Raw genomic sequence first — 25,226 nt, forward strand, 5'->3', positions numbered from 1 at the left:
GGCGCCTTGAAAAAAAGAGTTGCTGCCTTATTAGAACTGGTACTGAACGCTCGCACTCAAGGTCATACCCACTTCTTCCTCGTAGGTGACTTTGCCGTCACGCTCGATCTCCACGCCCTGATCCAGAATGTTCTTCAGCTTTATTTTGAAGATCACCGAATCGGTGGGGAAGAATGAGTAGGTGAAGTCCAGCGAGTGGAAAGGCTGCTCGTAGGCATCGGGCTCACCGTTACGACCCGCAAAGTACAAACGCTCACCAAACACGTTATAAGACAAGGTGGCGGCGTGCATTTCGTTCGGAGAGTCATAACCGATAATAAAGTTCGCTGCATAATCTGAAGCACCTACCAGCTCCCGCTCGGGGTTAGTTGGCGCATCTGCATTCTCACCAGCAACCAGCTCAGAATCGAGCAGCGTAAAGTTACCTTGCACAAAGAACGGTGTCAGCGAAGGCGCGAAATCACCGAGGGTCTTCATAAATTCAACTTCAATACCGGTAATTTCTGCGCTTTCGGCGTTGATGATTTCCACCGCCGTGTTGGTATCACCTGCCGCTGCCTGGAACTGCTCAATCGGATCGGTAATGTCCTTGTAGAACAGCGAAACCGTCAGGTTGTCGCCATTGCTGAAGAACCATTCGGCACGTATGTCATAGTTCTTAAACTGAGCAGGTACTACGTCAGGATTACCAAAAACCAGGGCGCCGGTGATTGGGTCGACATAGCTGGCATTGGCAATTTCCCGAAGGTCCGGGCGCACGGTGGTCTCACTGAAACCAAAGCGCAACTGAAAGTCTTCCGCGAAGAAGCCCGGACGCATGTAGGTTACTGCCAACGAAGTGTACATGTCGTCGTCGGTAAACACCGCGTCCGCCAGTTCCTGGGCAATCGCCTCCTGGCCACCGCTCTCGCTAGTGACCACAGGAATGCCGTCGAAATCCAGCGGGTCCCAGGTGAGACCAACTTGCTGATAGTCTTCCCAGCGCAAACCGGCAACCACCCGCCAGGTATCCAACCAGGTCACATCAAACTTACCGTAGTAAGCGTCTACTTTATTCACCGCGATGTAACTCTCAGAGTTACTGCCCGCAACGCCAACTTGGTAGCCGTAATCCGGATTGAGAATATTGTCGTCGCTGTAGACATCGTCGAGCTTTCCAGCCAAGGGCGCATCGGGATCGACGGTGCCAAGGCTAAACTGGGTCTGACGGTAGGTCCGCGCCTTTTGCCAATAGTCCCAACCACCGCTCAACTTGATCGACCAGTCCATAAAGTCGAAGGGCATTGACGCTTCCCAGCCATAGCTTTCTACCTGATCTTCCAGATCGGTAAAGCGATAGTCAGCGGAAGAGCTGTTGCGGTTAACAGTGGTTGTATTGGTATTAAAGTTAGTCGACGCACCAACAGCAACTTCGTTGGGGATTTCTGTGGTTGACTCGCTGTCGGAGTAGTACCAGTCAAAGCCAAGGCCCTCAGCAAATGACAGCCAATCGAGGTTCAGCTGCTCTAACGTCGCTTCACCGAGCTTGTGAGTCCCTTTGATCTGATGTACTTCCAGCTCGCGCTGTTCATAGCGAATCCGGTACAAACGGTTGGCGACACCACCACTTACGGGGCGCTCGTTATCGTAGGCATCCGTGATCGAGACTTTATCATCGGTGTTGCGCAAGAAAATACTGGTTGTTTCAACCGAGTGATCTTCATTGAGCCGCACGCCAAAGCCGAGGTTGAAGGCCATGGAGACATTCTGAGTGGTTTCTTTCTTCGACTCGAAAATATCGTCGTCGTTTACCGCCCGGGCAGTAGAGGATTTATTGCGCCACTGGCGGTCGTAGGAGAAGCCCGTCAGGAAGCCGATTTCGGTTTCCTCTGCATCACCAATGTAATAGCGATTACCGAGTGCAACCTCACCGGAAAAGTCTGGATCGCCATCCACTTCATAGGTATCGATATTGCGGTATAGCTCAGTTGCCAGTTGGCGATTCACCGCCTCGGCGTCAGCCAGCGTTGCATTGGGGTTGGACTGACGCATTACCGCCAGGATATCGCTGCGATTGAGACTGCCACCGTAAGTTCGCAGTGCCTGACGAAGCGTAGAGGACAGTGCACGGGTACCATCGTCCTCACCTTCAATATCGGAGCCGCCCCCCTTGTAGCTCAGGAAGTCACCGTCAGACTCGGTGTTCATGCCGGTGCCAAGCTCAAGGTTAAAAACAAAATCAGAGGGGATGCCTTTAGTACGGATATCGACACTACCGCCACCGAAGGCCGCAGGCATATCCGAGGAATGCACTTTTTGAACTTGCAGCGATTCCACGATAGAGGTCGGGAAAATATCCAGCGGAATAACACTGCGCGACAAGTCTGGCGACGGTACATAGGCGCCATTGAGCAGCGTGCTTGAATAACGCTCACCCAGACCGCGAACGAAGACGTACTTGTCGTCAACCAAAGTGACACCGGGTACCCGGCGAAGGGCTGCGGCGACCGTTGAATCACCTACCCGCCCTATAAAATCCGAGCCAATAATGTCGACCGCTACTTCCTGTTCAAGGCGCTCCATCACCACATCTTCGGCACCACTCTTCAACCGGCCAACGACTACTACTTCCTCGACAGGTTTGATAGCGACCGGCTCCATGCTCGGACCGTCTTCCTGCGCTGTCGCCTGAATCGCTGCACTCAACGCAGTCAGCGTAAAGGCCGGCAACAACGCTTTTTTCATCACATGATTTTTCATCGGCGTAGACCCATATTAGTCTTTGATCTGTTTACAACAGAGAGGGCGCCGTAGGGCGCCCTCTTGATTACGGCATTGGCATAAAACTGTTGTGATAGATCACTCAAACCACAGGGCTTGACCGCGATTGGCGGGATCCAGGCCATAAGCCCAACCGGCAGTCCAGTCGTCATCGGCAGTCACAGCACCGACAAAGGCACGACCTTCGGTGGGGGTAACGGTAGCAGCAGCACCGCCAACAACCATGTCACCAACCAGCAGCGAGTAGAAACCATCCAGAATTTCCAGGTTGGCATTGCTGGCAGACGTGGGGTCTTCGCCGGTGTCCTGAGACATGTAGGCTTGGTTGCCAGAGTTCACCAGGAATTGCTCAGTGGTAGTACCGCTTTCAGCCAGATCCGCACCATTGGTCAGGTCGGCACAGGCAAAGATCGACTCTTCAATCACCAGATCACCGTCGAGAGCAGCTTGCTGACCTTCGTTGTCGATGCGGACACACCAGTTAGCATTGCCGGGAGCTTCATCGCCTTTGTACGCAGTGGTAACCAGTGCGTTGGAGATATGGGGGAAGTGAGCCTCACGGATACGCAGACCCTGACCTTCTTCATGAGTACCCGTACCATCGGCATCGTTAATATCTGGCTTACCGCTTACCTGATTTGGCGAGATGATGCAGGTCAGGTTCTTGATAGTGGCGCGAGAGTTCAGACCGCGAGCGATCAGGTCAGCAACATCGGTACGCCCGTCGTAGCTGCCTACACCGTCAGATTCCACACAGCGGTTGCCATCGGTGGCAGACTGAATAACCAGCGCGTAGTCGATAGTGCCTTGGTAACCTTCGTCGATATCGATCGAGTCATCGTTAACATACAGCGCGATGTAGTGGCTGATGTTGACCGCGCCACCGAACATTTCGATACCATCATCGTAGGTCGCATAGGCTTGCAGGTAATCAACTTTGGTGCCTGAACCTACCGCGTTGAAAGAAATACCGTTCAGTTCGTTGTCTTCTTCAACCTGGGCACCAGTGTGCTTAACGATGAAGTATTCGAGCTCACCAGAGCTGTCAGCGTTGTTATCACCGCCGTAATGGGTCTGGCCAGCGCCAGCTTTACCCTCTGCGGCAACGTGACAGTCAGTTGTCGCCAGGTCGTTACCGGCAACAGAACCAGTGTACGCACACTTGTTGGTTACACCGAAACCATTGATGATCAGACCGCCCCACTGCTGCACGTCTTCTGGACCAACGGCGTTCTCGATGGCATCGCTTACCGATGTGATGGTAATGGGGTCGTTCATCTCGCCATTTGCGAAGATTTGAGAACCACGGTTGATTACCATGTAGTCGTCAGAGGACTGGAACGCCAGCGTCGCACCAGCTTCAATCTGGATTACAGCGCCGTCGCCGCCTTCGCTGATACCCGCACCAGACAAGCCGGCATCGGAGTTGTAGTTGCGACCAACTACCAGGCTGTCACGGAAGATGTGTACACCGCTGTTGGCCAATTTGGTGAATACCACAGGCGAGTTGGCAGGGGTTTCGATGGGGTTTGTCAGGCTGACAAAGTCGGTGCCGTATACGCAGTTCACACCGTCAACTGAACCCTGGCGGGTAATGCCATTTTCGCTGTAGCTGGCACAGTTGTTAGTGGTACCGGAACCGCCACCGTTGCCGCCGCCATTGTTTGAAGAGTTGTTCTGCGCATTGATGTTGACGTCACCGCCACCGCCACAGGCAGCCAGCAATAATGCTGAGCTCATCGCTGATAATGCAAAAACCTTTTTCATTGAAGTATCTCCCAACCCTGTAAGTTGTCTTGCTAGGTTTGTGTATATGCCGCGTATACTAGGCAGGGTTAGTGACACAACTGTGAAACAAATCTTTCACTTTTGTTACAGCCGCTTTCCTCGCTGTTTGCGTTAAGCCGCGCTGCTCAGCAATCGCATTGCTGACCTTATCGATTCAAATTCTTCGGGTAATTGAGCGTTCTTATGCATCTGCAGAATCCAGCACTTTTACAGACTCGCTGCTACATCAATGGCGGTTGGCACGAGACCCCTCAGCAATTTCCAGTTAACAACCCTGCCGACAACACACTGTTAGCCGATGTCAGCGATGGTGGCGCAAATGAAACCCGCCGCGCCATCGCCGCCGCAAAGCAAGCGCTGACCGGCTGGAAAGCGTTAACCGTGAACCAGCGCAGCGCAGTGCTGATGCGCTGGTACCAGCTGATGATGGAAAACCAGGATGATCTGGCGACCATCCTCAGCAGCGAGCAGGGCAAGCCGCTGGTCGAGGCCAAAGGCGAAATCGCCTACGGCGCCAGTTATGTTCAATGGTTTGCCGAGGAGGCCCGCCGCATTGAAGGGGATATCATTGCGCCACCCAGTAACGACAAGCGCTTGATGGTCATCAAGCAGCCCGTTGGCGTGGTGGCATCGATCACACCCTGGAATTTCCCTAACGCAATGCTGGCCCGAAAAGCCGCCCCCGCTCTCGCCGCGGGCTGCACCTTTGTTGCCAAGCCTGCGGCAGAAACCCCGCTGTCAGCCCTCGCGCTAGCGGTGCTCGCCGAGCAGGCTGGGATCCCGGCAGGGGTTTTTAATGTGGTTTGCGGCAGTGATGCGGCGGCAATTGGCGGCGCCATGACTACGAGCAAAGATGTGGCCAAGCTCAGCTTCACAGGCTCCACCAAGGTCGGCAAATTGCTGCTCAGTCAATGCGCTGACACGGTCAAACGCACATCCATGGAATTGGGGGGCAATGCGCCCTTCATTGTATTTGCCGATGCCGACCTGGACTCGGCTGTCGCGGGTCTGATGGCCTCCAAGTTTCGCAATGCCGGGCAAACCTGTGTTTGTACCAACCGGGTGCTGGTTGAGCACACAGTGCTGGAGCCATTTACCCAAAAGCTGATCGCCGCAATGCAAAAGCTGAAAGTGGGGTCAGCCTTTGAGGAGGGTGTCACCATCGGCCCCCTAATCCACGCCTCCGCAAAAGAAAAAGTGGCCCGCCTTGTAGACCAGGCCGTCGATGCCGGCGCAAGCCTGCTATATCAGGCAAAACTCGACGGCAGCATCGGTGATAATTTTTTCCCGCCCACCCTGCTGACAAAGGCGCAGCCCGACATGGCGATCTGCCGGGAAGAGATTTTCGGGCCAGTGATCGCGTTGCAGTCATTTAATGAAGAAGCGGAAGCGATTGCCCAGGCCAACAATACCGATGCCGGATTGGCAGCCTACTTTTATAGCCAAAGCATTTCGCGCTGCTGGCGGGTGGGTGAGACGCTGGACTACGGCATTGTCGGCATAAATGAAGGCTTGATCTCCAACGCCATGGCGCCCTTTGGTGGCGTCAAGCAGTCCGGCTTTGGACGCGAGGGCTCGCGCTACGGCCTGGACGATTATCTGGAGATCAAATATCTCTGCCTGGGTGGGCTCGGATAATATCAGCTAGCGCACAAACAAAAACGCCAGCGAAAACGCTGGCGTTTTTGTTTTCGTTCTAGCGCTCAACCAAAGGGATGGCGAAGCACGATGGTTTCCACCCGGTCCGGGCCAGTGGAAATAATATCGATGGGCACACCGACGATTTCTTCAATCCGCTTGATATACGCTCGGGCATTGGCCGGCAGCTCATCAAGGGACTTGGCGCCCACGGTGGATTCGCTCCAGCCCGGCATCGCCTCATAGATTGGAGTGATGTCGCCGTAGTCTTCACAATCGAAGGGCGCGGCGATGGACTGACCGTTGGCATCCCGGTAATCCACGCACATGTTCACCGTTTCCAGACCATCGAGCACATCCAGCTTGGTCAGGCACAAGCCGGTCACACTGTTGATCCGCACAGCCTGGCGTAGGGCGACGCCGTCAAACCAGCCACAGCGCCGAGCACGGCCCGTGGTCGCGCCAAACTCATGGCCCATCTTTGCCAGATGCGCACCGATATCATCGAACAACTCGGTCGGGAAGGGACCACTGCCCACCCGGGTGGTGTAGGCCTTGGTAATGCCCAACACATAATCCAAGTACAGGGGGCCAAAACCGCTGCCGGTGGCAGTGCCGCCCGCGGTGGTGTTGGAAGACGTCACAAAGGGATAGGTGCCGTGATCAATATCCAGCAGCGAGCCCTGAGCGCCTTCAAACAGGATCTTGGCGCCCTTTTCACGATACTCGTGCAGTGCGCTGGTCACGTCAGTGACCAACGGGCGCAATTCCTGGGCCATGCGCAGAGCGTCGTCCAGGGTTTTTTGGTAGTCCACTGGATCGGCTTTGTAATACTGAGTCAGGGTAAAGTTGTGATACTCCATCACCTCTTTCAGCTTCACCGCAAAGCGCTCGGGGTTGAACAGATCGCCCAGGCGCAGTCCGCGGCGAGCCACCTTGTCTTCATAGGCGGGGCCGATACCGCGACCGGTGGTGCCGATTTTGGCATCACCCCGGGCAGCCTCGCGGGCCAGGTCCAAGGCAACGTGGTAGGGCAAAATCAGCGGACACGCCGGGCTAAGGCGCAGGCGCTCGCGCACCGGGACCCCTTTTTCTTCCAGCTCCGCCATTTCCTTAAGCAGGGCATCGGGTGCCAGCACCACACCGTTGCCAATCAAACAGGTGACGCCGTCACGCAAAATCCCCGATGGAATCAGGTGCAGAACGGTTTTTTCGCCGCCGATGACCAGAGTATGGCCCGCGTTGTGACCACCCTGAAAACGAGCGACCGCCTCGGCCTGATCGGTCAGCAAATCGACGATCTTGCCCTTGCCTTCATCGCCCCACTGGGTGCCCAGCACCACCACATTTTTGTTCATATATCCGCTTCTCTGGATAAAAAGTTGAAAATCAGTTTGCCGGCAGCGGCGCCACGCACCAACTGCCATCCTTGTTCACGATTTCGCGGTCGCAATTGTCGGGAGCGGCCTCGCCCGGCAAACCGCAAATAACGGTTTCACCCTGCTCCCGGAGCTGTTGGACATAGGCCCAGCGGGCAACCGACTCGTCATAGGCCGCGTAAATTGCCGCCTGAGGCGCAGCCGGTGGCAACAAGCCCAGCAGCGCCTTGAGATCAATGCTGAAACCCGTTGCCGGCCTGGCCCGACCAAATACTTCGCCGATGTGATCATAGCGCCCACCCGAGGCCAGGGCCTGACCGTGCTCGCGCACCAGCGCCGAGAACACCAGCCCGGTGTGGTAGTGATACCCGCGCAGCTCGGCCAGATCAAAGTAAAACTGCAGGGACGGAAAGCGCGCCGCCAACCCAGCAGACAACTGTTCGAGGGCATCAATGGCCTCGATGGCAGCGGGAATATCGGCGAATAGCTGGCGCCCCTTCGTCAGCACATCAATGCCGCCGTGAAGGCTGTTGAGCTCCAGCAAATGTTTGGCAGCCGACTCGGAAATGGCTAGGCTAGCGACAAAATCCTTCAGTTCCGTCACCGCCTTGCGCTGGAGAATGCCGAAGTAACGTTGCTCCTGGCGCTCATCCAGCCCGGCTGCCTCGACCACCGCGCGATAGATACCCACATGACCCGTATCCAGAGTGATGCCATCGAGCCCCGCCGTGCGCAGGGTTTCCAACATCAGGCAGATAATTTCCAGATCACTGGCCGGGCTGTTGTCGCCGTACAACTCGGCACCCAACTGAATCGGCGAACGCGACGCCAGCGGCTTCTTGGGTTTGGTATGCAACACACTGCCGGCATAACACAGCCGCACCGGCCCTTCCCGGTTCAGGCTGTGGGCGTCAATACGCGCGGCCTGGGGTGTGATGTCGGCGCGCAGGCCCATCATGCGACCGGTCAGCTGGTCGGTAACCCGGAAGGTCAACAAATCGATGTCACTGCCCAAGCCCACCAGCAACGATTCGGTGTACTCCAACAGCGGCGGGATCACTAACTCATAGCCCCAGCTGCGGTAGAGATCCAAAAGCTGACGACGCAGGGCCTCTACCTGGGCCGCTTGGGCGGGCAGCAGTTCTTCTACTCCGTCAGGAAGTAACCAGCGATCTACCGATGTCATAGCGATCTGGGCCTGTTAATTCAAATCAGCAATCAAGCAGGAATGGCGCTAGCGCAGCCAGCTCAGCAGGGCAAGTCCGGACAACATGCTCAATAGTCCCACCCAGCGCACTTGGCGACTCTCGAGGTCGGCCAGCCGATATACCCAAACCCGCCAGCGCTCAGGGCTGATAAAGGGCATGATTCCCTCAATAATCAGCACCAGGCTGAAGGCCACGGCCAGTTCCTGCCACATGCGTCTTGCCTGCCTATACATAAAAAAACCGCGCCGGCCGATGACGTTTCCGTCTCGGCCGGCCCGGGGATGCGAATGATACCACACTCCCCGCGATGCGAGGAATGCAAAGGCGGCCCGGCGTGATTAACGCTTGCCGGCGCCCTCTTTCAAGTAGCGGAAGAAGTCGCTGTCGGAGTCCAGCACCAGCATGTCGCCGTCGCCTCCAAAGGAATCCTTGTAGGCCCGCAGGCTGCGCACAAAGGCGTAGAACTCCGGGTTGGCGTTGTAGGCCGCCGCGTAGGTGCGGGCTGACATGGCGTCACCCTCACCGCGAATGATTTGGGCATCGCGATATGCGTTGGCCGCAATAATGGTGCGTTGACGATCTGCAGTTGCACGGATTTTTTCCGCCAGCTCGCGGCCGGTGGAGCGATGCTCCCGCGCTTCCCGCTCCCGCTCGGATTTCATCCGGTCAAACACCGATTGGCTTACCTGAGAGGGTAAGTCAATCCGCTTGACCCGCACATCCACCAGCTCGATACCAAACTCATTGACAGTGATGGTATTGAGATCACGGGTCAGGTCGGTCATCAGCAGATCCCGCTCGCCGGACACCACCTCGTGGAAGGTGCGCTCACCGAATTTGTTCCGCAACCCGGTATTGATCCGCTGGGCCAGCAACGCGTCAGCGCGAATCTCTTCACCGTTGGTGGCGGTGTAGAACTTCTGCGTGTCAGACACTTTCCACTTGGCATAAAAATCCACGTCCAGTGGTTTTTTCTCGACGGTCAGAAAGCGCTGGGTGGGCGCATCCAGGGTCAAAATACGGCGCTCAAATTTGCGCACGGTATTCATGAACGGCACCTTCACGTGCAGCCCCGGCGGCACATCCGGATTAACGACCTCACCAAACTTGAGCATGACCGCCCGCTCGGTCTGCTTGACGATAAACAGCGAATTAAAGCTGATGACCACCACTGCGAGCAGGGCAAGAATGACAGTAAAATTACGGCTATCCATGATCAACGGCCCTCCCGACGACTGCCCTGACTATCTCGGCGCAATTGTTCAATTACCTTGTCAGTCAGCTCGCGAATATCCACTTCCTGGCTGCGCTCTGCCCGTGCAGCACTGCTTTTTTCCATCAATTTATCCAGCGGCAAGTACATCATGTTGCTGCCACCGTCGACATCAACCATGACTTTGGAAGACTTACCGTAGAAGTCCTGCATGGCGTCAATGTACAGACGCTCCCGGGTCACATTGGGGGCGCGCTGATACTCGGCCAGCAATTGGGTGAACCGCTGGGCCTCACCTTCGGCCTCAGCGATCACCTGCTCTTTATATGCCTGTGCTTCTTCCAGCTGGCGTTGAGCGGCACCGCGGGCCTCGGGGATAATGCCGTTGGCGTAGGCTTCGGCCTCGTTCTTCAAACGCTCCCGATCTTCCTTCGCCCGGGTTACATCGTCAAAGGCATCCTGCACCTGAGAGGGCGGCTGAGCATCTTCAATGTTCACTTTTGCCACCTGAATACCGCTTTGATATGCATCCAGATAGGTTTGCAGACGCTGCTGGGTCGCCACCGCGATCTCTTCACGGCCCTCAGTGATCACCTGATCCATCTTTGAGCTACCGACAACATGGCGCAGCGCACTTTCCAGAGCGTGCTCCAGACTCAGCTCGGGGCTCTTCACTTTCAGCAGAAAGTTGGCGGGATCATTAACGGTGTACTGCACTGAAAGTGCGATATCGACGATGTTTTCGTCTTCAGTCAGCATTTGGCCACGGCTGCTGGCAGCGCGAACCTTGGTCACGTTAATTTTGGTCACTTCATCGATCAGTGGCGGATTCCAGCGCAAACCCGGCAGCACGGTGCTGTGGTAAACCCCAAGGCGCAGCACGACGGCCCGCTCTTGTTGATCGACCTGGTAGAAGCCAAACAGGCCCCAGACAAATACCGCGATCACGGCGATGACAACAAGCGCGCTGCCACCCAATTGGAAATCGCTGCCGCCCTTGCCACTGCCGCCGCCCTTTTTGCCAGTGCCGAACAGTTTATTCAGGCGCTCCTGCAACTTCTTCAGAGCCTCATCCAGATCCGGAGGCCCCTGGTCTTTACCCCCCCAGGGATCCTTATCGTTACCACCACCCGGCTCATTCCAGGCCATATTATTCTCCTGTTAAGAAAAATTTGCTTCGCACTTCGGCGACCATCATCCGCGATTGCGGCGGGAAAAGTCGTTAATCAACGGCATCATTGGCCGGGGAGTCTAGCAGATTTAACCAGTGGTGCTAAGCGCGACCGCCACCGACAATATCCTGCTCGCGCACATGCTCAGCCGCGAGAAAACGGCGCCAGTCAACCGCAGGCAGACGCACATGAAGTTTCACCCGACCGTCCATTTCAGCCAACTCAGATTGCACGGCATTCAGACTGTAGAGTTTCGCCCGCAACCGGCCCTGCTCGGGACTGAGACTGACATCTGTCTCGACGACTTCCTGCCCCAGCAGTTCTGTCAGCGCTTGCACCAGCAGCGCCAAGCCCTCGCTCCGCCTGGCCGACAACCACACCCGCACAGGGCGGCCGCTGTCATCTCGCTCGATACGAGGCTCGACACCTAACAGGTCAGTTTTGTTATACACCTCAAGGAGGGGAATCTGATCAGCGCCAATTTCACCCAGTACCGAAAGTACCTGGCGGATGTTTTCCTGGCGCTCGGGATCCGCCGCGTCAACCACATGAACCAGCAGGTCCGATTGGGCCGCTTCTTCCAGGGTCGCGCGAAAGGCCTCCACCAGCTTGTGGGGCAGGTGGCGAATAAACCCCACCGTATCTGCCAACACCACCGGCCCCACATCGGGCACCGGAATGCGCCGTACGGTGGGGTCGAGGGTAGCGAACAGCTGATCTGCCGCGTAAACCTCCGCCGCCGTCAGCACATTGAAGAGGGTGGATTTGCCCGCATTGGTGTAGCCCACCAGGGACACCGCCGGCACATCTGCCCGACGGCGGGCTCGCCGCGCCTGATTTCGCTGCTTGCGCACCTTACCCAAACGCGCCTGAATGCTCTTGATGCGCGCACGCAGCAATCGACGGTCTGTTTCCAGCTGGGTCTCACCAGGACCGCGCAAGCCGATCCCACCCTTTTGCCGCTCAAGGTGGGTCCAGCCGCGAATCAAGCGGGTCGACATATGCTCAAGCTGAGCCAGTTCCACCTGCAGCTTGCCTTCGTGGGTGCGGGCGCGCTGGGCAAAAATATCGAGGATCAGACCGGTGCGGTCAAGCACGCGACACTTGAGCTCGCGCTCAATGTTGCGTTCCTGACTGGGAGAAAGGGCGTGGTTAAACAGCACCAACTGGCCATCGTTGGCGTCCAGGGCAGCGCGAATTTCTTCTAACTTACCGGAGCCGACAAACAGGCGGGCATCGGGGTGCTGGCGCTTGCCAGAAATGAATGCCACTGGATCACCCCCGGCGGAGGTGACCAGTTGCACAAACTCATTGGCATCTTCGCGCTCGTCTTCACTGTTGAGATCCAGGTGGACGAGCACGGCGCGCTCACCAGAATCGGGTCTTTCAAATAGCAAGGACGAACCTCAAAAAGAACAACTACCGTTGATATTATTCGTCGTCTTGCTCATCGTCTTCCGGCGGATGGGCCATGGGCAGACGAACAACGCGAGAGGGAACGACAGTAGAAATGGCGTGCTTGTACACCATCTGGCTCACAGTATTTTTGAGCAGAACAACGAACTGATCGAAGGACTCAATCTGTCCCTGCAGCTTGATGCCGTTAACCAGATAAATAGAAACCGGAATACGCTCCTTGCGAAGAATATTCAGATAAGGGTCTTGTAAGCTGTGCCCTTTTGACATGGTGGAGCCTCCTTGTGCCCAAATCGGGCTTTGAAAAAAGTACAATCAACGTAGAACAGCGCTTCTAGAATGTGCAATCAAATCGGCGCTTATTCCGGTTTGACACCACTGCCCTCGGGCAGCACCGCAAACCTCGTAAACCTGGGATTCAAAAGTATACAGTAAGTTCTGAAATTACGGCAGCGACATTTGTTTAATCACATTTGTCAACTGAGTGTTTCTGGGCAACTCGCTGTCGATCCAGTGCAAACCCTCCCAGCCCCGCAGCCAGGTCAGCTGTCGTTTGGCCAACTGACGGCTGGCAATCAAGGCCCGCTCATAGGCCGTCTCCAGGTCAAACTCACCGTGCAAATGCTGCCAGACCTGGCGATAGCCCACGGCTCTAATCGCGGGCAGATCGGCATGAAGGTCGCCCCGGGCCATCAACCCCCGCACCTCATCGACAAAGCCATTGTCGAACATCTGCCGCAGTCGCAGCGCGATGCGACTGTGCAGCACACTGCGCTGGGCCGGTGCTATGGCAAACTGATGCACGGTGTAGGGGAGCTCCGCTTGCCCCTGCTCGGCTCGCAGCTGGCTCATGGTTTTGCCGCTGACCTTAAAAACCTCCAGCGCCCGGCTCAGGCGCTGGGAGTGGTTAGGGTGAATTTGCCCGGCGCTCTCCGGGTCAACCAGGGCCAGCTCGGCATGTACCGCGGGCCACCCCTCCCTTGCCGCCAAAGCCTCAATCGCTTCCCGCACCTGCGGGTCAGCAGAGGGCATATCCGCCAAGCCGTCCATCAGCGCCTTGAAGTAGAGCATGGTGCCGCCAACCAACAGCGGAATGTTCCCCGCCGCGGCAATGCGCTCCATCTCGATCAAGGCATCGCGCCGAAAACTGGCCGCCGAATAGGCTTCGCCGGGATCGCAAATGTCCACCAATGCATGGGGGTGGGCGGCAAGGGTCTTAGTGTCGGGCTTGGCACTGCCAATATCGAGCCCACGATACACCAGTGCCGAATCAACGCTGATAAGCTCACAGGGAAGCACCTCAGTGAGCGCAATGGCCAGGTCGGTCTTACCCGAGGCAGTCGGGCCCATCAAAAAAATAGCGGGGGGCAGCGCCGGACTATCGGCCACGCAGAAACCACTTATCCAGCTCAGCCATACCCACCTGCACCCAGGTTGGTCGACCGTGATTGCACTGGCCGCTGCGCTCGGTGGCTTCCATGTCCCGCAGCAGGGCATTCATCTCCGGAATGGAAAGGCGCCGGTTTGCCCGCACCGAACCATGGCAGGCCATGGTCGACAAAATCTCATTGGCATGGGCGCGAATGCGATCGGTGGTGCCAAACTCCAACAAATCCGACAACACATCCCGCACCAGCTGCTCCACCTCGCTACCCGCGAGAATAACCGGCACCTCGCGAACGATCAGGGCCTCTTCCGATGCCCGCTGCAACAGCAGGCCAAACTCCGCAAACAGCTCACCGTGCTGCTCCGCGCAATCCGCCTCTCGGCGACTCACCGCAATACTCATTGGCACCAGCAGCGGCTGGCTGCGAATTCCCTCCCCCTCCTTGGCGCGCTTCATTCGCTCATAGGTAATGCGCTCGTGGGCAGCGTGCATATCAACCAGCACCAGACCCTGGGCATTCTCCGCCAGAATATAAACCCCCTTTAGCTGTGCCAGCGCGTAGCCCAGAGGTGGCACCCCCTCAGCAGAAGCCGACGGCGATTCAGCCTCCCCTGCGGTCACCGACTGCAGGCGGCTGTAGGCGGCGATTTGCTCGTTTACCTGCCCCGCCGGCAAACCACTGGTCACCGGCCGATCAAACGGCGCGCCGTTCCCGCCAAACCGCTCCACCGAGGGCACTGTCGGATTACCGGCGCTCGAATCCACCAGGCTCATTGCGGTTTGATCGGCTGGCCATTGCACCGGCGCTTCCGCCTGCAGACCCAGGTTGGCGGCCTGGGCGGCTTCTTCCGGCCGCACATCGGCCAACACCTGATGCAGAGTGCGAAAGATAAAGTCGTGCACACTGCGGCCGTCCCGAAAGCGCACTTCATGCTTGGTGGGATGGACATTGACATCCACCGACGCCGGCGCCAGCTCCAGATACAGCACAAAGGCGGGGTGACGACCATGAAACAACACGTCGCGATAGGCCTGGCGCACCGCGTGACCCACCAGCCGGTCGCGAATGTAGCGGCCATTCACGTAGAAATGTTGCAGGTCTGCCTGACTGCGAGAAAAACTGGGCAGGGCCACCCAGCCCCACAACCGCAGCCCAATTGCGCTGCGGTCTATGAACAGCGCGTTTTCCATAAACGCCGGACCGCACACTGCGGCCAGGCGCCGCTCCTGTTCCAGTTGGCTGTGGGCGGGCTTCAGGTTGTGCACCGCCCGGCCGTTATGGCGCAAACTAAACCCCACATCAAAGCGGCCCAGGGCCTGGCGCTTGACCACCTCTTCCAGGTGGCCAAATTCGGTTTTCTCGGTGCGCAGAAACTTGCGCCGGGCGGGGGTATTAAAGAACAGATCCCGCACTTCCACCGTGGTGCCTCGCGGGTGAGCGACCGGCTCTAACACCGCCGCCATATCGCGGCCTTCACTGCGCGCACACCAGCCGGAGGTATCCCCCTCCTGGGCGGTGCTCAGGCTCAAGCGCGACACAGAACTGATACTGGCCAACGCCTCGCCGCGAAAGCCCAGACTGGCGACCGCCTCCAGGTCTTCCAGAGCGGCAATCTTGCTGGTCGCGTGGCGACTCAGGGCCAAGGGCAAATCAGCCTGGGCAATGCCCTCACCATCGTCCCGGGTGCGGATGAGTTTGACACCACCGTCTTCCACCTCGATATCGACGCGCTTGGCGCCGGCATCCAGTGCGTTTTCCAGCAATTCTTTAACAACAGACGCGGGCCGCTCAACAACTTCGCCAGCGGCAATTTGGTTGGCCAGCCTCGGGTCAAGCAGGCGGATTTTTGGCATGAGAGAAAGCGGGCCTTAAGAAGCAGGTATCTGGATTTTTTGTCCCACCCGAATGCGGGTGTCGGACATTTGATTGTGCCGTTGCAGCTCGGACACCGACACATTGTAGCGCTGGGCGATGCCTGACAGGGTATCACCACTGGCGATGATGTACTCTTCCGGGCCAGCTGACCCCGCCGGTGGCGCAGCAACTTCACCCCGTTTCACCGCCGCAAAATAAGTGTCGGGCGGCGGGCTGTCGCGAAAATAATTGTCGATGCCAACAAAGATGGCCTGGGCCATCTGGTACTGATAGCTCGATGTTCTCAGTTTACTGGCCTCACCCGGGTTAGAAATAAAACCTGTCTCAACCAGTAGCGAGGGGATATCCGGCGATTTCAGCACCGCGAAACCCGCCTGCTCCACCCGGCGACTGTGCAGACGGGAAATCCGCTCCATCTGACTTAGCATCTGGGCGCCCACGCTCAAACTCGCATCCAGGGTTGCGGTCATGGATAGATCAGTCAGCACCCCGGCAAGGATATGGTCCTTGTCAGACAGGCTCACCCCGCCCACCAGATCCGACTCGTTTTCCCGCTTGGCCAGAATGCGGGCCGTGGCGCTGGTGGCACCGCTCTTGGACAAGGCATAAACCGAACTTCCGTTTGCCTTGGGGCTGGTAAAGGCATCGGCGTGAATTGAAACGAAGAAATCAGCTTGCGCCTTGCGCGCCAAATCGCGCCGTTTGGCCAGACCCACGTAGTAATCGCCCTTGCGGATCATTTCTACTTTGTAGCCTTTTTTGGCTTCAAATTTAGCCTTGAGTTTGTTGGCAATCTGCAGCACCACATCTTTTTCCCGCAGACGGCCCGGCCCAATCGCACCCGGGTCCTCGCCGCCGTGGCCCGCATCAATGGCAATTACCACATCTCGCTGACCTGCCGATTCAACGCTTTTGACTACCCGCTCAACCGGTGCCTGCTCGGCAGCACTTGGCTCGCGGTCGAGAAAATCAATCACCAGTCGATCATCCAGCCCCGCGTTGGCTGGCAGGAAAAAACTGCGCGCCTGCACATCGGCGCTCAGATCAAAGACCACGCGGAGGCGACCGTCATCTTTGGCCGCATGGCGCAAACGCTGGATGGGACTGCCTTCGAAGTTGAGAGCTGCCAGGTCCACCGAGCCCATGGCGCCCTGATCAATATCGACCACCAGGCGGTAAGGACCATCGAGGGAAATCACTTCATGTTGCACGGGGCCACTTAAGTCGAACACCACCCGGCTGTGGTCGGGGGCTCGCCAGAAGCGAATGTCGCGGACTTCTGCAGCCTGCGCCACGACAGTGAAAAAAAGGAGACAGCAAGAAAGAACAATCTTACTCGGGTGCATATTGGCTCAGCTGCGCAAGAATTTGTCGTCCACGATCACTTTGCCCCTGCAAAGTCAGCAGACGACCTCTACCTTGCTGGACAATGCTAACGGTTAAATCGGCCTGAGGCAAAACCCCTTTGCCGCGCTCGGGCCACTCGACCAGACAAATGCTGTCGCCATCGAAATAATCCCGAATACCCATGTACTCCAGCTCCTCGGGATCACCCAAGCGGTAGAGATCAAAGTGGTATGCCTCAACACCCTGCAGGGAATAGGGCTCTACCAGGGTATAGGTGGGACTCTTAACCGCGCCTTGATGACCCAGCGCGTGTAAAAAGCCCCGGCAAAAGGTGGTTTTTCCTGCACCCAGCTGTCCGTCAAGAAAGATAACGCACCCCTTGCGGCACTGACGGGCCAGCTCCCCGCCTGCCCGGACGGTCGCCGCCTCATCAGCCAGCGTCCAGCGAATATCCATTGATCACCCTCGGAATTGCCTCAACCACATCCAACGCCAGCATGCCCCGCTCACCCATCCGGGCGGCCACCAGGTCGGCGGCCTGACCATGTAAGCTTGCTCCCAGGCGAGCCGCATCGGTGGCACTCAAACCTTGCGCCAGCAGCGCGCCAATCATACCCGAAAGCACATCGCCCATGCCGCCACTGGCCATGCCCGGGTTGCCGCTGCAGTTCACAAAGCACTGCTGCCCATCGGCTATTAACGTGCCCGCGCCTTTCAACAACGCGCCGCAATGAAAGCGCTGGGCCAAAGCTTGCGCCGCAGCAAAGCGGTCCTGCTGAACATCGGCTGTGGTACCACCCAGCAGGCGCGCCGCCTCAGCAGGATGGGGCGTTATCACACAAGGCAGACCCGATTCGGCAAGCGCCAGTTCCCCTTCAGCCAGAATATTGAGGGCGTCGGCATCCAGCACCATCGGTTTGCCGGCACCGAGTACCTCTGCCAGCAGGGCTCGCCCCCAGGCGCCACTGCCCAGGCCGGGGCCCGCCACCACCACCGAGCAGCAGGCAAGCAACGGCTTTAACTGGTCGGCGTCATCTACCGCCTTTGCCATAATTTCCGGGCGCGCTGCGGTAAACGCAGCAAGGTGGGCCCCGCGGGTGGCGCAACTGACAAGACCGGCGCCACTGCGGGCAGCGGCACTGGCAGCCAGCAAGGCCGCGCCGGCCATGCCCTCATCACCGCCCACCACCAACACATGGCCGAAGCTGCCTTTATGGCTCACTCGGCGCCGACGTGGCAGCAGACCACCGCTGTCCGCAGGCCGGCTCAGAAACGTGTCGACCGGCACCTGAGTGTAAATATCCCGGGCAACGGCAAGGGAATTGAACACAAGCTCCCCCACGTAATCCGCTGCCTCGCCCGTGAACAAGCCCTGCTTTAAACCGATAAAACTGATGGTGGCATCTGCCGCAACGGCCGCCCCTAGTACCCGACCGCTGTCGCTGCACAGGCCAGAGGGAATATCGACCGCTAACACCACAGCGCCACTTTCATTGATTGCCTCTATCACCTGGCGATAGGCCGGGCGAACGTCACCAGCCAGGCCAGTGCCCAGCAAGGCGTCCACCACCAGGGCATCGCCAGCAATCGTCTCGCCCTGCCAGGGCTGTGCCACCAGCCCAGCCTGCTCAGCCATCTGCCTGGCCAACAGCGCATCCCCCTGCAGATTCGCCGACATCGCCCACAGCCGCACCGGCACCCCGCTTTGTGCCGCCAGCGCGGCAATCACATAACCGTCGCCACCGTTATTGCCGCCACCACAAAACACCTCCAGCGGCGACCGCTCCGGCCAGCGTTTTTGCAGATACTGGAAAGCCGCCAGTCCCGCCCGGCTCATCAGCTCAAAGCCGGGCGTACCCGCATCGATGGCCAGGCGATCCAGCTGCCGCACCTGCTCGGCGCGGTAGAGCTCCCGGGGCAAATCGGCCAAGGCAAGAATGTTCTGCGACATAGCGCACCTGCATGTAAAATATCGGGCCATGATAACCCGCCATCGCCCAGACGTAAGCCAATGAGCCAACAAACGGGACAAGACTCCGACCTGACCGCGCTGGCCGCCGAGGTAAAAGCCTGGGCAAGGGAGCTGGGGTTTGCCGACCTGGGCATATCGCCTGCTGACCCCAACCACCACGCCCAGCACCTGCGCAACTGGTTAAACCGGGACTTTCACGGCGAGATGCACTACATGGCAGACCGGGAGGCGCTCCGGGCCGACCCCGACAGTTTGTTGTCCGGCACCCTGCGGGTGCTCAGCGCACGAATGGAATATCTGCCCGACACGGCCACCCTGGACATTCTGCGAGACCCGAACAAGGCCTATATTTCCCGCTATGCGCTGGGCCGCGACTACCACAAACTGATTCGCAAACGCCTGGCCCAGCTGGCCGAGCGGCTACAGAAACACGCTGGCGGCCAGCATCGCGCCTTTGTCGACAGCGCCCCGGTGCTCGAGCGTGGCTTTGCCGAACAGGCCGGCCTCGGCTGGATCGGCAAAAACAGCATGCTGATCAACAGCAAGGCCGGGTCCTGGTTTTTTCTCGGCGAAATCTACACCAACATTCCCCTGCCGATCGACCCGCCACAGGAGACCGGCCATTGCGGCAGTTGCCGAGCCTGCCTGGACGACTGCCCTACGGGCGCCATTGTGGCGCCCTACCAGGTAGACGCCCGCCGCTGCATTTCCTACCTGACCATTGAGCTAAAAGGCGCCATCCCCACCGAGTTACGCAAGCCCATGGGCAACCGGGTATTTGGCTGCGACGACTGCCAACTGGTCTGCCCCTGGAATAAATTTGCCCGGCTCACCGCCGAGGGGGATTTTGCCCCCCGCCACCAACTGGACAACAGCGGCCTCCTCGACCTGTTTCAGTGGGACGAACAAACCTTTTTAGCGCGCACCGAGGGCTCGGCAATTCGGCGTATTGGCTACTCGCGCTGGTTGCGAAATCTGGCGGTTGGCCTGGGCAATGCCCCCTTCGACCGGCACATTTTGGCCGCACTGGAACACCGCCGCAGCGATGCGGAGCCTCTGGTAGCAGAGCACATAGAATGGGCTATCGCCGAGCAGCGAGAGAAAGGGGCGGCACTCGGCGAACTGACAAACTGACCGAAGACCATCGCCTTCAAAGCAGGCAGAGGCGACTCAAGGTCTGCACCTCGGCATCGCAAAAATGGGGGAAAAGGGAAAAGAAAGAAGTTACCTAGCCCTTGGGGCGAACGTACAACACCAGGCTGTGGTCCACCAGCTCAAAGCCGTGTTCTTTGACCAGCTCCTTCTGACGGCGCTCAATCACCTCGTCGTAAAACTCAACGACTTCGCCGGTTTCCATGCACACAATGTGGTCGTGATGCTCGCCTTTGGCCAATTCAAACACCGAATGCCCGGCTTCAAAATTATGGCGCACCACCAATCCCGCCGCTTCAAACTGGGTGAGCACCCGGTAGACCGTTGCCAAACCGACGTCTTCACCAGACTCCATCAGCGCGCGGTACACATCCTCGGCACTAAAATGCTGGTTGTCTGTCTCAGCCTGCTCCAAAAGCTGCAAAATCTTGACTCGAGGCAGGGTAACCTTCAAGCCCGCCTTCCGCAGTTCCTGATTTTCCAGTGACATTTTGCTAGCCTTCGCGTTGAGATTGGGATTGCGCTATTATCCACGCCTCAGCACGTGATTGGAACCCTGAAGAATGCTACGACGACTCACCCTAACAGGCCTTTTTTTAACGCTGGCTGCTTGCAGTTCCTTTGAGTTTCCCGGCGCTTACAAGCTAGCCATCGACCAGGGCAACATCATCACCGGCGAGATGGTCTCTCAGCTCGACGTGGGCATGAGCCGCAGCCAGGTCGAATTCATTCTGGGGTCACCGTTGATTCGCGACACCTTCACGCCAGACCGTTGGGATTACCTATACACCATGGACCAGCGTAAAGGGGATGTTGAGCGCCACCAGCTGACCGTCTTCTTTGAAAATGATCGAGTGTCGCGTTACGAAACTGACGTGAAGCCGGAGCTAGAGCAAGCGCCGGGCACCGCGCCAGAAGAGTTGATCAAAGAAGCCGAGAAAGCGGCAAAAGAAAGCAAAGAGCTGGAAAAGTAAGCGAAGCGTAAGCCTAACGCTTCGCTTTCTCCGCCTTCACCTTGGCGGCCCGCTGTTTGCGCACCTCTTTAGGATCTGCAATCAGCGGGCGATAAATCTCCACTCGGTCACCATCCGCCACCAACTGCTCATCGGGCTTGCTGACCACCTTGCCAAATATCCCCAGATCAACCGACTCCATATCCAGCTCAGGAAACTGCTGCTGCAAACCAGAGCGGCGGGCAGCCTCGCGTACGCTGCAAGGCTCAGAGAGCTCCAGCGCCACAATACGCTGCTGTCGTGGCAGCGCGTAGGCAATCTCGACATGCATCGTTTTACTTTCCATAAACCTCTCCGGCGCGCTTAACTACCGCATCCACCAAGTTGTTGGCCACTGAGTTAAACAGTTGCCGGGTCGCCGCGCCAACCAGCTTGCCCGCCAACGAGAAGCGCAAATGCAGCGACACCTTGCAGGCGCTCTCAGCCAGAGGCAGCAGCAACCACTCACCCTCCAGACTTTCAAAGGGGCCGTCGACCAGCTGCATGCCAACCCGGCGAAAGGGCTCAAGGGTATTGCGGGTGGTAAAGCTCAACTTCATTCCGGCTTTGGCCAGGTCCAGACGCGCCTCCATCTGCGAGTCATCATGGCCCAGGACTTCAGCAGCGACGCAGCCATCCATATATTGGGGATAGGACTGAACATCGTTAATCAGCGCGTAAATTTTCTCTGCGGAATACGGCAGCAGCGCGCTGCGGCGAATTTCCGTCATCACTCTTTCCTCACAGCAAGCGCTGGTACAAACCCATGACCAACACGGCCAACAGCGCTGGCGGGGCAATATACCTTAACAGCGCGCGCCATAGCCAAAAAAAGCTGTTGTCGATCCACCGGTCGCGCACGCCATACACCTGTCGCGGCACCCGCCAGGCGGCAAACATCACAAAACAAAAGGCGACCAACGGCAGCAGTACGTGGGCAGATAAAATGTCGATGTACTCCATCAAACTCCGCCCTGCCCAGCGCAGCTGACTGTCGGGCGCCAGTGACGAGATCGACAAATCGCCCAGCACCAGCACCACACTACCGGCACAGAGGGCGGCAGCCCAGCGGGTCAAGCGCCACCGCTCCACCAGGTAGGCGATCACCGGCTCCAGCAGCGCCACCACCGTCGTCAATGCCAGCATTGCCAGCAACATATACATCATGACCCCAAACACATCACCAAAAGCCAGATTGGCAAAGGTGTAAGGCAGCGCGACAAACAACACCGACGGACCCGGCCCCACCACCATGTGCTGATCCAAGACCAGAGCCAACAGCGCCAAGCCACCGAGCAACATCAAGCCGGTATCCAGCACCGCCAATGAAAACAGCTGGCGGGAGATAGAACGCCCCGAGGGGAAGTACGCGCCGTAGGCCATCAGCGCACCGGTGGCAATACTCAGGGTATAGAAGGCCTGGCGGAGGGCGGAAAACACGCCCTGCCACCCCAGCTCCGCCCAGCGGAAGTAAAACAGCGACCGCAGACCACCGCCAAAATCACCCAGCTCATAGCTGTAATACACCACGAACAACAGCGCGATGACCATGATCGGCAACAGCACCCGCAGCGCCACCGCCATGCCTTTGATCACACTGATTGCAGAGAAGCCCACCGCCACCGCCAGGAACAGGCGCTGCCAAAAGCGCATTTCTTCTGGCGAAGCCAGCAGTAAGTCAAAGGCGTCGGCCACTGTCTCTAGGCTGGCCGCGTCCATATGTTCTGCGGGCAGCTTGGGAATATAGGCAAGCAGCCAACCGGCGACCACGCAGTAATTGGCCGCCAGCAGCAGCGCGACCGCCGCCGCCATTTGCGGCACTATCACCCAGTGGCGGCTGACTTTGGCAAAGTGGGTCAGCTGATCCACCGAGTGAACGGGGTTAGCCCGCCCGCGCACGGCAATGCGCACCTCCGCCACCGCCACCGGCAGCATCACCAACAGCAAAAAGCTGCAGTACACCAGCAGATACGCGCCGCCGCCGCGATTACTGGCCTCAAAGGGGGTGCGCCAAAAATCGCCCAGGCCCAGCACCAAAGCGGTTGCCGCCGCGAGAAATGTCCAGCGGCTGGCCCATATGCCTTGCACCTTGCGCTTTTTCAACGCCATCGGCTAGAAACCCTTACCTCTAAGCAGCCGTCTTTTTACCTGAGCTGAGGGGTATTTGCCAGTCACCGCACCTCAACCCGCCCACAAGCCAGTTTTTTTGCACCCACCCCTTTATGAAAATAGTGTTAATCCCTCGGCCCCCGTATAATCGCCGCCATGACAAAAAAGAAACCCAAAGCGCCCAGCAGCACCATTGCCCTGAACAAGCGGGCGCGGCACGACTACATTATCAGCGATCGCTTTGAAGCCGGCCTGTCCCTCAACGGCTGGGAAGTGAAAAGCCTGCGCGAGGGCAAAGTGCAGATCACCGATACCTACGTGATCCTCAAGGACGGCGAGGCCTTCCTGATTGGCGCCACCATCACACCGCTGCCCACCGCGTCGACTCACTTTGTGACCGACCCCACCCGCACACGTAAACTCTTGCTCCATCGCAAGGAGCTGGACAACCTCACAGAAGCCACCCAGCAAAAAGGCTACACCTGCGTGTGCACGGCGCTGTACTGGAAAAAGCACCTGATCAAGGCCGAGATTTCGCTGGCCAAGGGCAAGAAAGATCACGACAAGCGGGACACCGAAAAATCCCGGGACTGGGACCGACAGAAGCAGCGCATCTTGCGCCAACACAACCAATAACAATATCGACCGCCATGAAAACCCTGTACCTGCTTCGCCACGCCAAATCCGACTGGAAAGATGAAACGCTCAGCGACAAGGAGCGCCCCCTTGCGAAGCGTGGCAAGCGCGATGCCCAATTGATCGCCGCTGAGCTGCAGCGACAGCAACGGCAATTTGCGACGGTCTATTGCAGTCCGGCGGTGCGAGCGAGAGAAACCCTGTCGCGCTTCCAGGCCGAATCAAACGTATTCGATCAGGCGAGTGTCGCCTTCGCCGACGACCTGTACACCTTTGACGCTGGCGACCTGCTGCGTTGGCTGCGTGACCTCCCCCAGGACAAACCAAACGCATTAATCATTGGTCACAACCCCGCCCTGGCTGAGGCCGCCGACCAGCTCTGCGATGGCAAAGTTGGCCACGTTGGCACCTGCACCTTTCTGGAACTGCAGGTCAATGTAGAATACTGGGATCAACTGCGCGGCGACTGCGCCAAACTCGTGGAAGTGCTTCGCCCCAAACACTTCCGATAACCCCCGACCCGAGCAAGGAACCCCGTCTCCGCCATGGACGCACATCCGGCACTAAAAGATATTCGCATCGTCCACGACCTGCTGGTCCTCAAGAAAAACCACAAACTCATCCGCCGGATGAAGCGCCTGCTCCCGGAGCCAGAAATTCACGGCTACCAGGTGTGGGAATCGTCCTTTCTGATTATGGATTACCTGCTCAAAAACCCGCCCAAGAAAGGCAGTAAGATCACCGAGATCGGCTGTGGCTGGGGCATTTTGAGTATTTTCTGTGCCCAGAAGTTTGGCGCCAGGGTCACCGCCGTCGATGCCGACAAGCATGTCTTCCCCTACCTGGACGCCCACGCCACCCTGAACGAGGTCAGCATTAACACCAAGGTCGCGCTTTACCAAGAGCTCACCAAGAAGGATCTCAAAGGGCAAAAGTTGATGCTGGGCGGGGATATCTGCTTCTGGGACAAGCTGGTAAAACCGCTGTACAGCGTCATCGAAAGCGCAGTAGACCAGAAAGTCGGCACCATTATTATTGCCGACCCGGGCCGCTCGCCCTTTCATAAACTGGCCAAACGCTGCCAGAAAAACTTCAACGCCGAGTTGCTGGACTGGTCAACCGATCACCCCAAATCCGGCAGCGGCGAGTTGCTGATCATCCACAGTTAGTGGTCCATGCGG

24 protein-coding genes are annotated in these 25,226 nt (G+C 57.9%); 6 read left to right on the plus strand and 18 right to left on the minus strand.

Annotated features, from left to right (window positions below; all coding sequences use genetic code 11):
• Positions 1 to 30: 30 nt before the first annotated feature.
• Both NCG89_RS06935 and NCG89_RS06940 read right to left on the minus strand, forming a co-directional pair.
• Positions 31 to 2,724, minus strand: a complete 2,694-nt coding sequence (locus tag NCG89_RS06935) for a TonB-dependent receptor domain-containing protein (protein ID WP_251089034.1) — start codon at positions 2,722 to 2,724, stop codon at positions 31 to 33.
• 114 nt (positions 2,725 to 2,838) lie between these two features.
• Positions 2,839 to 4,527: a beta-helix domain-containing protein gene (locus tag NCG89_RS06940; protein WP_251089035.1), complete on the minus strand. Its 1,689-nt coding sequence runs from the start codon at positions 4,525 to 4,527 to the stop codon at positions 2,839 to 2,841.
• A gap of 204 nt (positions 4,528 to 4,731) precedes the next feature.
• Between NCG89_RS06940 and NCG89_RS06945 the strand changes: the two genes are divergently transcribed.
• A complete protein-coding gene (locus NCG89_RS06945) occupies positions 4,732 to 6,186 on the plus strand; it encodes an NAD-dependent succinate-semialdehyde dehydrogenase (RefSeq protein WP_251089036.1) in 1,455 nt (484 codons plus the stop codon).
• A gap of 65 nt (positions 6,187 to 6,251) precedes the next feature.
• Here NCG89_RS06945 and NCG89_RS06950 read toward each other — a convergent pair whose 3' ends face one another.
• The 12 genes from NCG89_RS06950 to NCG89_RS07005 all read right to left on the minus strand — a co-directional run bounded on the left by NCG89_RS06950 (position 6,252) and on the right by NCG89_RS07005 (position 19,135).
• Positions 6,252 to 7,544 (minus strand): adenylosuccinate synthase, encoded by a 1,293-nt coding sequence (locus NCG89_RS06950; protein ID WP_251089037.1) that lies wholly within the window; start codon positions 7,542 to 7,544, stop codon positions 6,252 to 6,254.
• A gap of 31 nt (positions 7,545 to 7,575) precedes the next feature.
• The gene (locus tag NCG89_RS06955) at positions 7,576 to 8,751 is read right to left on the minus strand and encodes an ATP phosphoribosyltransferase regulatory subunit (RefSeq protein ID WP_251089038.1); all 1,176 of its coding nucleotides are present in this window, start codon (positions 8,749 to 8,751) and stop codon (positions 7,576 to 7,578) included.
• A gap of 48 nt (positions 8,752 to 8,799) precedes the next feature.
• A complete protein-coding gene (locus NCG89_RS06960; protein ID WP_251089039.1) occupies positions 8,800 to 8,985 on the minus strand; it encodes a DUF2065 domain-containing protein in 186 nt (61 codons plus the stop codon).
• 126 nt (positions 8,986 to 9,111) lie between these two features.
• The gene (gene hflC / locus NCG89_RS06965; RefSeq protein ID WP_251089040.1) at positions 9,112 to 9,987 is read right to left on the minus strand and encodes a protease modulator HflC; all 876 of its coding nucleotides are present in this window, start codon (positions 9,985 to 9,987) and stop codon (positions 9,112 to 9,114) included.
• A gap of 2 nt (positions 9,988 to 9,989) precedes the next feature.
• Positions 9,990 to 11,135, minus strand: a complete 1,146-nt coding sequence (gene hflK / locus NCG89_RS06970; RefSeq protein ID WP_251089041.1) for an FtsH protease activity modulator HflK — start codon at positions 11,133 to 11,135, stop codon at positions 9,990 to 9,992.
• 124 nt (positions 11,136 to 11,259) lie between these two features.
• Positions 11,260 to 12,555 carry a ribosome rescue GTPase HflX gene (gene hflX, locus NCG89_RS06975; RefSeq protein WP_251089042.1) on the minus strand — a complete coding sequence of 432 codons (1,296 nt, stop codon included), beginning with the start codon at positions 12,553 to 12,555 and terminating at the stop codon, positions 11,260 to 11,262.
• Between the two features lie 34 nt (positions 12,556 to 12,589).
• Positions 12,590 to 12,844 (minus strand): RNA chaperone Hfq, encoded by a 255-nt coding sequence (gene hfq, locus NCG89_RS06980; RefSeq protein WP_251089043.1) that lies wholly within the window; start codon positions 12,842 to 12,844, stop codon positions 12,590 to 12,592.
• A gap of 174 nt (positions 12,845 to 13,018) precedes the next feature.
• The gene (miaA, locus tag NCG89_RS06985) at positions 13,019 to 13,924 is read right to left on the minus strand and encodes a tRNA (adenosine(37)-N6)-dimethylallyltransferase MiaA (RefSeq protein WP_251089356.1); all 906 of its coding nucleotides are present in this window, start codon (positions 13,922 to 13,924) and stop codon (positions 13,019 to 13,021) included.
• A 28-nt stretch (positions 13,925 to 13,952) separates the two neighbouring features.
• Complete coding sequence (mutL, locus tag NCG89_RS06990) at positions 13,953 to 15,815, minus strand: DNA mismatch repair endonuclease MutL (RefSeq protein WP_251089044.1); 1,863 nt, start codon at positions 15,813 to 15,815, stop codon at positions 13,953 to 13,955.
• A 15-nt stretch (positions 15,816 to 15,830) separates the two neighbouring features.
• Complete coding sequence (locus NCG89_RS06995; RefSeq protein ID WP_251089045.1) at positions 15,831 to 17,048, minus strand: N-acetylmuramoyl-L-alanine amidase; 1,218 nt, start codon at positions 17,046 to 17,048, stop codon at positions 15,831 to 15,833.
• A 121-nt stretch (positions 17,049 to 17,169) separates the two neighbouring features.
• The gene (tsaE, locus tag NCG89_RS07000) at positions 17,170 to 17,640 is read right to left on the minus strand and encodes a tRNA (adenosine(37)-N6)-threonylcarbamoyltransferase complex ATPase subunit type 1 TsaE (protein WP_251089046.1); all 471 of its coding nucleotides are present in this window, start codon (positions 17,638 to 17,640) and stop codon (positions 17,170 to 17,172) included.
• A complete protein-coding gene (locus NCG89_RS07005; protein WP_251089047.1) occupies positions 17,615 to 19,135 on the minus strand; it encodes an NAD(P)H-hydrate dehydratase in 1,521 nt (506 codons plus the stop codon). The genes tsaE and NCG89_RS07005 overlap by 26 nt, the downstream gene beginning before the upstream one ends.
• A 60-nt stretch (positions 19,136 to 19,195) precedes the next feature.
• On the opposite strand from NCG89_RS07005, the gene queG reads away from it, so the two are divergent.
• Positions 19,196 to 20,290 carry a tRNA epoxyqueuosine(34) reductase QueG gene (queG, locus tag NCG89_RS07010; RefSeq protein ID WP_251089048.1) on the plus strand — a complete coding sequence of 365 codons (1,095 nt, stop codon included), beginning with the start codon at positions 19,196 to 19,198 and terminating at the stop codon, positions 20,288 to 20,290.
• A 94-nt stretch (positions 20,291 to 20,384) separates the two neighbouring features.
• Here queG and fur read toward each other — a convergent pair whose 3' ends face one another.
• Complete coding sequence (gene fur / locus NCG89_RS07015) at positions 20,385 to 20,798, minus strand: ferric iron uptake transcriptional regulator (protein WP_251089049.1); 414 nt, start codon at positions 20,796 to 20,798, stop codon at positions 20,385 to 20,387.
• 73 nt (positions 20,799 to 20,871) lie between these two features.
• On the opposite strand from fur, the gene NCG89_RS07020 reads away from it, so the two are divergent.
• Entirely contained in the window at positions 20,872 to 21,282 is a 411-nt protein-coding gene (locus NCG89_RS07020; protein ID WP_251089050.1) for an outer membrane protein assembly factor BamE, read from the plus strand.
• Between the two features lie 13 nt (positions 21,283 to 21,295).
• On the opposite strand, the gene NCG89_RS07025 is transcribed toward NCG89_RS07020, so the two are convergent.
• From NCG89_RS07025 to NCG89_RS07035, 3 genes are read right to left on the minus strand one after another with little or no spacing between them, the layout of a single operon-like run.
• Positions 21,296 to 21,607 (minus strand): RnfH family protein, encoded by a 312-nt coding sequence (locus NCG89_RS07025; protein ID WP_251089051.1) that lies wholly within the window; start codon positions 21,605 to 21,607, stop codon positions 21,296 to 21,298.
• A complete protein-coding gene (locus NCG89_RS07030) occupies positions 21,597 to 22,031 on the minus strand; it encodes a type II toxin-antitoxin system RatA family toxin (RefSeq protein ID WP_251089052.1) in 435 nt (144 codons plus the stop codon). The genes NCG89_RS07025 and NCG89_RS07030 overlap by 11 nt, the downstream gene beginning before the upstream one ends.
• A gap of 10 nt (positions 22,032 to 22,041) precedes the next feature.
• Positions 22,042 to 23,409 (minus strand): sodium-dependent transporter, encoded by a 1,368-nt coding sequence (locus tag NCG89_RS07035; protein WP_251089053.1) that lies wholly within the window; start codon positions 23,407 to 23,409, stop codon positions 22,042 to 22,044.
• 156 nt (positions 23,410 to 23,565) lie between these two features.
• Between NCG89_RS07035 and smpB the strand changes: the two genes are divergently transcribed.
• The 3 genes from smpB to NCG89_RS07050 are packed head-to-tail and all read left to right on the plus strand — an operon-like array spanning position 23,566 to position 25,214.
• Positions 23,566 to 24,045 carry an SsrA-binding protein SmpB gene (gene smpB, locus NCG89_RS07040; protein WP_251089054.1) on the plus strand — a complete coding sequence of 160 codons (480 nt, stop codon included), beginning with the start codon at positions 23,566 to 23,568 and terminating at the stop codon, positions 24,043 to 24,045.
• A 14-nt stretch (positions 24,046 to 24,059) separates the two neighbouring features.
• Positions 24,060 to 24,557 (plus strand): SixA phosphatase family protein, encoded by a 498-nt coding sequence (locus NCG89_RS07045; protein WP_251089055.1) that lies wholly within the window; start codon positions 24,060 to 24,062, stop codon positions 24,555 to 24,557.
• 33 nt (positions 24,558 to 24,590) lie between these two features.
• Positions 24,591 to 25,214 carry a class I SAM-dependent methyltransferase gene (locus NCG89_RS07050; protein ID WP_251089056.1) on the plus strand — a complete coding sequence of 208 codons (624 nt, stop codon included), beginning with the start codon at positions 24,591 to 24,593 and terminating at the stop codon, positions 25,212 to 25,214.
• Positions 25,215 to 25,226 lie beyond the last annotated feature (12 nt).

Origin of the sequence: Spongiibacter taiwanensis (assembly GCF_023702635.1) — a bacterium.
Classification (GTDB): domain Bacteria; phylum Pseudomonadota; class Gammaproteobacteria; order Pseudomonadales; family Spongiibacteraceae; genus Spongiibacter; species Spongiibacter taiwanensis.